8 protein-coding genes are annotated in these 8818 nt (G+C 70.4%); 3 read left to right on the top strand and 5 right to left on the bottom strand.

Annotation, left to right across the window (positions count from 1 at the left end; all coding sequences use genetic code 11):
• The 3 genes from ABD308_RS02915 to ABD308_RS02905 all read left to right on the top strand — a co-directional run.
• Positions 1-1329: thioesterase domain-containing protein (locus tag ABD308_RS02915; RefSeq protein WP_344325023.1), on the top strand; the 1329-nt coding region annotated here is incomplete at its 5' end.
• A 122-nt stretch (positions 1330-1451) separates the two neighbouring features.
• Positions 1452-1649 (top strand): MbtH family protein, encoded by a 198-nt coding sequence (locus tag ABD308_RS02910; RefSeq protein WP_344325020.1) that lies wholly within the window; start codon positions 1452-1454, stop codon positions 1647-1649.
• Positions 1646-3112, top strand: a complete 1467-nt coding sequence (locus tag ABD308_RS02905; RefSeq protein ID WP_344325017.1) for a DHA2 family efflux MFS transporter permease subunit — start codon at positions 1646-1648, stop codon at positions 3110-3112. The genes ABD308_RS02910 and ABD308_RS02905 overlap by 4 nt, the downstream gene beginning before the upstream one ends.
• A 77-nt stretch (positions 3113-3189) precedes the next feature.
• On the opposite strand, the gene ABD308_RS02900 is transcribed toward ABD308_RS02905, so the two are convergent.
• The 5 genes from ABD308_RS02900 to ABD308_RS02880 all read right to left on the bottom strand — a co-directional run bounded on the left by ABD308_RS02900 (position 3190) and on the right by ABD308_RS02880 (position 8168).
• Positions 3190-3534 carry a hypothetical protein gene (locus ABD308_RS02900; protein WP_344325014.1) on the bottom strand — a complete coding sequence of 115 codons (345 nt, stop codon included), beginning with the start codon at positions 3532-3534 and terminating at the stop codon, positions 3190-3192.
• A gap of 115 nt (positions 3535-3649) precedes the next feature.
• A complete protein-coding gene (locus tag ABD308_RS02895) occupies positions 3650-4630 on the bottom strand; it encodes a GNAT family N-acetyltransferase (protein ID WP_344325012.1) in 981 nt (326 codons plus the stop codon).
• A gap of 243 nt (positions 4631-4873) precedes the next feature.
• Entirely contained in the window at positions 4874-6337 is a 1464-nt protein-coding gene (locus ABD308_RS02890) for a hypothetical protein (RefSeq protein ID WP_344325009.1), read from the bottom strand.
• Positions 6334-7674: a KGGVGR-motif variant AAA ATPase gene (locus ABD308_RS02885; protein WP_344325006.1), complete on the bottom strand. Its 1341-nt coding sequence runs from the start codon at positions 7672-7674 to the stop codon at positions 6334-6336. Before ABD308_RS02885 ends, ABD308_RS02890 begins: the two co-directional genes overlap by 4 nt.
• On the bottom strand, positions 7671-8168 hold the full coding sequence (locus ABD308_RS02880; protein ID WP_344325003.1) for a hypothetical protein: 498 nt from the start codon (positions 8166-8168) through the stop codon (positions 7671-7673). Before ABD308_RS02880 ends, ABD308_RS02885 begins: the two co-directional genes overlap by 4 nt.
• Positions 8169-8818: the final 650 nt, after the last annotated feature.

Below are 8818 nucleotides of genomic sequence, written 5' to 3'. Positions count from 1 at the left end.
CGGGCCGTCGCCGACGCCGCCGTGATCGTCCGCGAGGACGTGCCCGGCGACAAGCGCCTGGTCGGCTACGCCGTCCTCGCCCCCGGCGCGGACCGGGTGGGCGCGGAGGAACTGCGCACCCGCACCGCCGCCGACCTGCCCGTCCACATGGTCCCGTCCGCCGTCGTGCTGCTGGACCGCCTGCCGCTCACCGCCAACGGCAAGCTCGACCGGCGCGCCCTGCCCGCCCCCGACGCGCCCGAGACCGGCGCCGGACGGCCCCCGCGCAACCCGCGCGAGCAGCAGCTCCGCGAACTGTTCGCCGAGGTCCTGGGCGTTCCGGCGGTCGGCGTCGAGGACGACTTCTTCGCGCTCGGCGGCCACTCCCTGCTGGTCGTCCGGCTCGCCGGGCGGATCCGCGCCGTGCTCGGCCTGGAGGTCGGCATCGGCACGCTGTTCCAGGCGCCCACCGTCGCGGCGCTCGACGCCGCGCTCTCCGCCGACACCCCCGGCACCGACGCGCTGGACGTCCTGCTGCCGCTGCGGCCCACCGCCCCCGGCCGGCGCAACCCGCTGTTCGCCGTCCACCCGGCCGGCGGCCTCAGCTGGTGCTACACCGGCCTGATCCGCAACCTGCCCGTCGACGTGCCGATCTACGGCCTCCAGGCACAGGGCGTCGGCGCCGCCACCTCCGGCGAGCCGCTGCCCGCGACGATGGAGGAGCTGGCCGCGCACTACGTCGACCGGCTGCGCGAGGTCCAGCCCGAGGGCCCCTACCGGCTGCTCGGCTGGTCCACCGGCGGCATCATCGCCCACGCCATGGCCGCCCGGCTGCAGGAGCTCGGTTGCACCGTCGAGCTGTTGGCCGTGCTCGACGCCTACCCGGCCGAGGGCTTCCGCGATCTGCCCGTCCCGGACCAGGCCGAGGCGCTGGAGGCGCTGCTCACCATGGGCGGCTACGGGCCCGCGGACCTCGACGGCCGGCCGCTCGAACTCGCCCACGTCACCGAACTGCTGCGCCGCGAGGGCAGCCCGCTGGCGGGCCTGGACGACGCCACGGTCGAGGCGCTGAACCGGATCTACCTCCACATCAACCACCTGGTGCGCGGCTACGACCACCGCCGCTTCGAGGGTGACGTGCAGTTCTTCCGCGCGACCGTCGACACCATCGACGACACCCTGGTGCCCGAGCTGTGGACGCCGTACGTCGCCGGGCGGATCGAGAACACCGACGTCGCCTGCTCGCACAAGGACATGACGCTGCCCGAGCCGATCGCGCACATCGCGGGCGTCGTCGCGGAGCACCTCGCCGCGCTCGACTCCCGCGCTCCACTCCGCGCTGACGACTGACAGCTGACAGCTGACAGCTGACAGATTTCAGATAACGGATAACAGCTGACAGATATTGAAATCTGTCAGCTGTTATCCGTCAGCCGCCACCCACCGACCAGACCGTCTGGAGAACCCACCCCATGAGTGACGCCCCCGCCAGCCCCTTCGACGGCGACGGCGACTTCTTCGCGCTCGTCAACGACCAGGGTCAGCACTCACTCTGGCCGGCCTTCGCCGCCGTCCCGGACGGCTGGACCGTCGCCCACGGGCCGTGCGAGCGCGCCGCCGCCCTCGACTGGATCACCGCCCACTGGACCGACCTCAACCCGGTCCGATGAACCAGGCGGACACCCAGCCCGGCCCCGGACCCGCTCCCGCCCCTGGCCCGGCCCCGGGCGCGCCCGCCGCCCCGGCGCGCCCGCTCTTCGCCGGCCGCCTCGCCGTGGTGCTCGTCTACACGGCCGCGATGTGCATGAACGGCCTGGACTCGACGATCGTCAACCCGGCCCTGTTCACCATCGCCGGCGACTTCGGCCGCCCCGTCTCCGCCGCCAACGCCGTGGAGACCGCCTTCCTGGTAGGCCTCGCCGTCGGCCTCCCGGTGGCCGGCTGGCTCGGCGACCGGTTCGGCGTGCGCCGGGTCTTCCTCGGCTCGCTCGCCGTCTTCACCCTGGCCAGCGCGCTCTGCGCGGCCGCCCCCGGCCTCGGCGCGCTCACCGCCGCCCGCGCGGTGCAGGGCGTGGCGGGCGGTCTGCTCACCCCGGTCGGCATGACCCTCCTGTTCCGGGCCTTCGAACCGCACGAGCGGCCGGGCCTCGGCAAGGTGCTGATCGTGCCGACCGCGCTGATGCCCGCGCTCGGCCCGCCGCTCGGCGGCCTGCTCACCGAACACCTCTCCTGGCACTGGCTGTTCCTGGTGAACGTGCCGATCGGGGTGGCGGCCGTGCTGATCGGCCTGTTCGGGCTGCGCGACCAGGAGGAGCAGCCGGCCGGCCGCTTCGACACCACCGGCTTCCTGCTGGCCACCCCCGGCCTCGGCCTGCTCACCTACGCGCTCGGCTTCGGCCCCGCGCACGGCTGGGGCTCCCCGGCGGTGGCGGCGTCCGGGGTGCTCGGCGTGCTGCTGCTCGGCCTCGCCGTCCGTCATCAACGGCGCGCCGAGGAGCCGCTGGTGGACCTGCGGCTGCTCGCCGACCGGGCCTTCGGCGCGGCGAGCGGGCTGGCCCTGCTGACCGCCGCGGGCCTGATGGGCGCGCTGTTCGCGTTCCCGCTGCTCCACCAGGCGGCGTTCGGCGGCTCGGCGCTGGACGCGGGCCTGAGCGTCTTCCCCGAGGCGATCGGCCTGATGGCCGCCTCCCAGGTGGTGGACCGGCTGCTGCCCCGACTCGGTCCTCGCCTGCTGGCGCTGCCCGCCCTGCTGCTGGCGGCCGTGGTGCTGGCCGCGCTGGCCGTGCCCGGCGTCGGCGAGAACGCCTGGGCCGTGCGGGCGCTGATGTTCGGTGTCGGCCTGATCCTGGGCACCGCCGTGCTGACCGTGCAGATCGCCGGGTTCGCGGACGTGCCGCCGCCCGTGATGGGACGCGCGATGGGCCTGTTCACCATCGTCCGCACGCTCGGCGGCGCGTTCGGCATCGCCGGCGCGGCGGCCCTGATCGGCGCCCTGTCCGAGGACGGCACCCACGGCGCCGAGCCGGCCCCCTACCGGATCGCCCTGCTGGCCACGGCCACCGCCGTCGCCCTCGGCGCGCTGCTCGCGACCCGGCTCCCGAGGGAGGCCCCGGGCCCGCCGCCGATGGACTGACCGGAGCCGGACGGCCGACTGCCCGCCACCCCGCAGGGGGGAGGCGGGCAGTCGTGCGGCGCCGGGCGGGTCCGGGCTCATTTGCCTCGCGGCAGTTCGATCCTCTCCCGCTTGTTCGCGCCGATCACCTCGATGCCCCTGGTGCCCGTGATCCCGTCCAGCGGCAGCGCCTCGGTGTAGGGGGCGGTGACGGGCAGCAGGAAGCCGGAGGGCAGCGTGCCGGTCACCTCGATGCCCCAGTACTCGGGCTGGGTGACGTAGACCAGCGGGATCAGTCGGACCGTCATGCTCTCGTAGGGCTTCTCCCCGCTGACGACGAGGATGAAGGTGCCCGGAACGATTCCCGGGACGACCTTCGCCTCCTCGAAGTCGATCAGGCGCACGGATTCCGGTGCCGGTCGCTGACTGAAGTCGTCCGTCATGGTGACCCCTTTCGTCGCCGAGTGTCATGATTTGATCACTCATCGACGCAGAGTAGTCGAGGGTCGTCTGCGAACCAGGGCTCCAACACGCCGCCGCCCGGGGTCCGGTCCGCCCCTAGAACTCCTTGACCAGCCGCCAGTGGCCCCGCCCCCAGCGGTACCCGAGGGCGGTGTTCACCGCGACCATCGGCACGTTGCCGGCCTCGACCTCGGTGTGCGCGGTCCGCACGCCGTGGCCGGTCAGGTGCCGGGCGGCGTGCAGCTTGAGCGCCCGGGCCAGTCCGCGGCCCCGCCACGGACGCAGCACCCCGGTGTAGTCGATCCGGCAGGCCCGCGGATCGGGCACGGCGTGCACGACGGTCGCGCCGACGATCCGCCCCATGCTCTCGGCGGTGAACACCCAGTCGGGCCGTGCGCCGGGTCCGCCCAGGGCTTGGGCGCGCCACGGCTCGAAGTCCGGGAGGGCGTCGGCGAACCCCGGGTTGTCCCGCAGGGTCTCCCGGTAGAGGTGGTGGAGCTGCCGCTCGGGCTCTGGCGCGGTGGTGCCGGCGAGGGTGTCCAGGTGCAGGCCGGGCGGCGCCTGCGGAGCGGGCAGGTGCGCCCCGACCGGGGCGACGGCCGACCGGACGTGCGCGTCCATCCGGTAGCCCCGGCCGAGCAGCAGGCCGGTCAGATCGGACGGGCCCGTCCCGTAGGAGTTCACCGATTCCCAGTCCCCGTCGGGGAGTTCGCCGAGCATCCGGGAGGCGCCGGCCCCGCGCGCCCACTGCTCCAGCCCGTCGTAGAGCGGCAGCAGCCAGGCCGGCGCCCGCCCGGGCGCGCTGACCACGAGCGAGGCGACGTCGCCGGGCCGCGTCCACGGCGCCCGCCAGGCGGTGGCGAAGGCGAGCAGGTCACCCGAGGGGCCGGGCTGGACCAGCCGCACCCGGCCGTGCCCGGTGAGCCGCCCCCGATGGTCGGTGAGGAGCTCGTCCGCGCCCGGTAGCGCCGCATCCCGCTCCATGAGTCCGGCCACCGTCACGGTCACGGGCCCCTCGGCCGACAGCAGCTCGGCCAGCGCCGGATAGTCGACGGCGGGCAGGAACGGGCGGATCACCTGCGGCCGCCGAAGAGGAGTAATTGAGTCACATGTGAAACCTTACCGACTTGGTGTCCATTGCCGGACCATCAGTGAGCTGTGGGGCTGGCCCTGCCCGGTTGAGACCTAGGTCGTTGCCGTGCCCCAGGCCTGTTCGGGTCCGGCGGCAGTATGCGCCGGACCCGACTTCGGGCGTTCGTGGTGTTTCGCGGCCCTACTCCCGGTGCAGATCTCGCGGTAGGCCGGACCAGCGGGACGAGCCTATGACTGCACCTTCGGAACGCCGCCCTTGCGGCCGATCGAGAACGCGATTCGGTACACGTCTGGGAGATCGATCCTGCCGTCCTTGCGGCGGCGCATGACGCCGAGTGCGATCAGCTCGTCGATCAGCCGGAGGTAGTCGTCCGGGTAGCGAGGTCCGGTGCGCACCTCTGCTCCGTTCCCTCCGGCGTTGGCGCGGGCCGCTTCCCGCCCCAGGGTGCCTGCCAGGTCGGAAGCGGCCCAGAGGTCCAGGACAAGCCCCTGATCGATCGGAACCTGTTGGCCGGCCAGGGGTTCGATGACCGTTCGTACCCATGGCATGTCTTCGCGGATCTCGTTGACGCGGGTCTGCGAAGCGGATTGGACACCCTTCCGGATTCCCTCATGGTAAATCGCGTACGGATGGCTCGCGTACTTCCCTCGCGTCTCGTCCACGGCCATGCTCAGTGCGTTGAGGAAGCTTCGGGGGCTCACCTGCTCGACACCGTCCATAAGATGGTTGGGAAGCCACGTATAGGTGATGCCCTTCCGGTAGTTCGCTCCCATGTAGGGGCCGGCGAGGTCGCTGAAAACGGATGCCTGGACCTGCTCGTCGCCGAGCAACGTCGATGGAAGGAGATGCCGTCCGGCGTGCTCGGTCCAACTGCCGGTCCAGGCACGGAAGCCCGTGGACTCCGCGCTGTTGTGGTTTCCGAGGTAGTGGAAGAACAGGCCGTACAGGTTGGTGGTCGTCCACTGGAGGCTGGCGGCGTTGGACGTCAGCTTCGAAGCGTCCGGAAAGTGGAGGAGCGCGCCGTCGAACATGTCTGGGCGGATGAAGATCTTGCACCGGATGTTCTTGGTGCTAAGGCGCATCTCCAGTGCGAGCTGGAGGATGCCGGCGACCAGCCGGTCGGCCTGTGTCCGGTCACGGTGAAGGTGTTCCAGTGCATCGAAGAGGATCATCTGCGTGGTGCTGTCGCCCTGCGCTTCGGCGTCTGCCCGCGCGATGGTGCGGTCGCGTGCTCCCGGATTGGCCTGGACCCAGGCGATGCGATCCCGCCACTCCATGGCCCCTTGGAGCTCCGGTTGACCGAGCGTCACGAGCAGCACGGCATTCCAGAGATCATAGGCGCGGACACCACTGTCGACCAGGCTCGCAAGCTCGCCGGCCCCCGGGTAGAGGTCGGGCTTCAGCATGGCGCCGTATCCGGGGGAGACGCGCAGGCTTCGGAGCCTGTCGATGCGGTACTCCTCCGCCGCGATGTCCCGAAGCTGATCGTCGAGTAGGGAGCGGCACCAGAAGGTCTTTCCCACGCCCCGGCCGCCGCGGACGACGGTGGTGTCGACATGGAGGGCGAGGCGGTGCGTATCGGGAGTGAAGAGGTTGAGGAGCGTGGGCTCGACGGTGTCCGCGTCCTGGGCGGGGGGCAGCGCGGAAACCAGGAGGTTCCGGTAGTCCTCGGCTTCAAGCGGGGCGGTCATCGCGGTCCTTCGATCATCAGGTTGGTGGTGGTTTCCAGGAAGGAATCGTACGCGGCCCGCACAAACGCGCGGTCGTCCCATCCAGGTGTGGAGACGGCGTCGAGGCCGACGAGTTCCGCCGCAAACAGGATGGGAATGGGCGAGTGGGGGGCGGCCGCGTCTTCCGGACTGGGATTGAAGCCCGTATCTCCATCGACCAGGTCGTCATAGAGGACCGAGAAGCATTCCCAGGCATGGTCGCGGAAGGTTTCCAGATAGGTGGCCTTCTCGGCGTCCGGGACCATGGAGGCGACCATTCGGAGTTTCTCGCGGATCTCGGGCGCTTTACCGGAGGAGAGCCAGGCCGTGAAGAGGTCGCGGTAGCCGGCCCAGGTCTGGCTGTTGTCACTGCCGAAGAGCAGAGCGAGGTCGCACAGCCGCGAGATGGCGACGGCGGCGATGTCGTGGATTCCGGCGCGGCTGTCGAGGAGGACGACGTCGGGCCGACGGCTCTCCCTGGCCACGGCGTCCTCGCAAGAGCGGACGGCTGCCTCCAACCGGTCGGCGAAGGAGCCCTGGCCCTGACCCGGAACATCGGCGTAGACGCGATTGAGCTTGTCCACATAGGTGTATTCGGAGCCTGGCTCGCCACGTCCGCGCGCCGGGGCCACCCAGAGTTCGCCGTTTCTCTGGAGCTGGAAATGCGTTGCCTGTGTCACCAGATCAAGCCCCGCCTCGTTGTCGAGCGCCGATTCGACGAGTTGGTCGATGATCCCGTACTTGGGGAGTTGATCCTCGGCGACCAGGAGTGGCCCCGCGCCGGGGGACTCCAAGTCTAGGTCAATGACGAGGACGCAGTTGCCCTGTTCAGCGAGGTGCTTTGCCAGCATGAATGTCGCCGTCGAGCGGCCCACGCCACCCTTGAATCCGTAGAGCGCGGTGCGCGCGGTGCGGGTATCGCCGGCACGCTGTTCCGGAGTGCTCACACGGGTCCAGTCCGCGCCGACAACCGTGTTGTCGAGCCATCGGATGCTGCCGTGGCCAGGTTCCGGGCGATAGTGAATATCGGCAGCTGCCCGGGGCGAGGCGAGGAACGCCTTCGGCTGGAAGAGCTTGGAAGCGAGCAGCAAGGGCCGGTCGGCCGCATAGCGACCCAAGGTAGAAGTGAGGCGCTCTGCCCAGAGTCCCTGGCTAGCGCCACTGACTTTGGACGACCGGTCGTCCAGAAGCAATGCGAGGCGGCCGAGGATGTCCCGCACGACCAGCACGTCGACGCCGGACATGGCCACATCGATGGCCACCGCGAGCGCGAGAGGCCGTGCCTGGTCGAATCGGACCGGCTCGGTCTGGATGGTCACGTGAGTACTCCATCGATAAGCGCCTGCTCGTGCAGGGAAAGAATCAGTTCTGAGGCTGCACGGCGGGCGCGTACATCGGTCTCGACGATGGATGAACCGTCACTGTAGCGGTCATGGACGCTCCAGGTCGCGAATGGTGCCGAGGCCGCCAGGATCGAGGCGAGGGCGCTGCCGGTACGTCCGTGAAGGAGAAGCGTCGCATCGGATATGACGTCAACGGTATCGGACCATGCCTCGGGAAGATGCCCGACTTGCTTCGGCCTGCCGGACTGCTGGGGGATATACGGTTTGGTGGCTGGTTGCCCCCCGGGTCGGAGCGGGTCCATTGACACTCGGGTGTACCTGAGCATGAGGCTTTTCAGGGCGCATTCGACAGCGAAGCCGAAATGATGATCGGCGTTGGGGAGCCGGCCGCCATCATGCAGGTAGACCGCATCGTCGTGGTGACGCAACGCGGCGTACGCGTAGTGGTCTTCCTGCGAGGTCTGTGACACGGGCCGATCCTAGGGGGAGTCCTCTCGAAGTCTCCAGCGCTCATGTCCACGATGGCGTTCAGCCGAGCAGCCATCCTTGGTGTGCCGGCCCCGCGACTGGTCTGACGATCGCGGTGGCCCGTCGTTCCACGGACCCGGGAACTGTGATCGCGGAGACCCCTGCCTGGACTCGGCCGAGTGATCCGGGTGAGTGGGGGCTGACTCGGGGAGTTGCGGGACCCGGATGCGGGGTTTCCCGCAGAAGGCGGAGAATGCCGGATTCTCAGGCGGGAGGCTACAGCGGACAGTACGGTGCCGGCATGACCATGATCGTCCGCCGTTGTCACATTGACTTCGGCCGCCTCTACTCCACCAGCTGTCCGGTCATGCTCTGATCGTTCGATCGCCCGGCCTGACCGGCCGTGCAGCCCCACGAGGCACTGACCCGGGAGGAGGCCGGTGTCAAGCCGCCGTGGGCGGCCGAGGCCTTCGCGGACCCGGAGGCGGACGTCCGGGCAGTCGGCCGCCCGGATCCGAGCCAGCCCATTCATGCCACACACGAACGTCGTGCGTGGCTTCGTCTTCGACATCGCCATCGGGCTGCTCAAGGAGGTTGTGCTCTGAGCCGCGGCGCCCCGGTGCGGCGGCCGTCCGCTGCACCGGGGACCGGC

The organism is Kitasatospora putterlickiae (genome assembly GCF_039527695.1).
In the GTDB taxonomy this organism is placed as follows: domain Bacteria; phylum Actinomycetota; class Actinomycetes; order Streptomycetales; family Streptomycetaceae; genus Kitasatospora; species Kitasatospora putterlickiae.
This window is presented reverse-complemented; position numbering and strand designations above follow the sequence as displayed.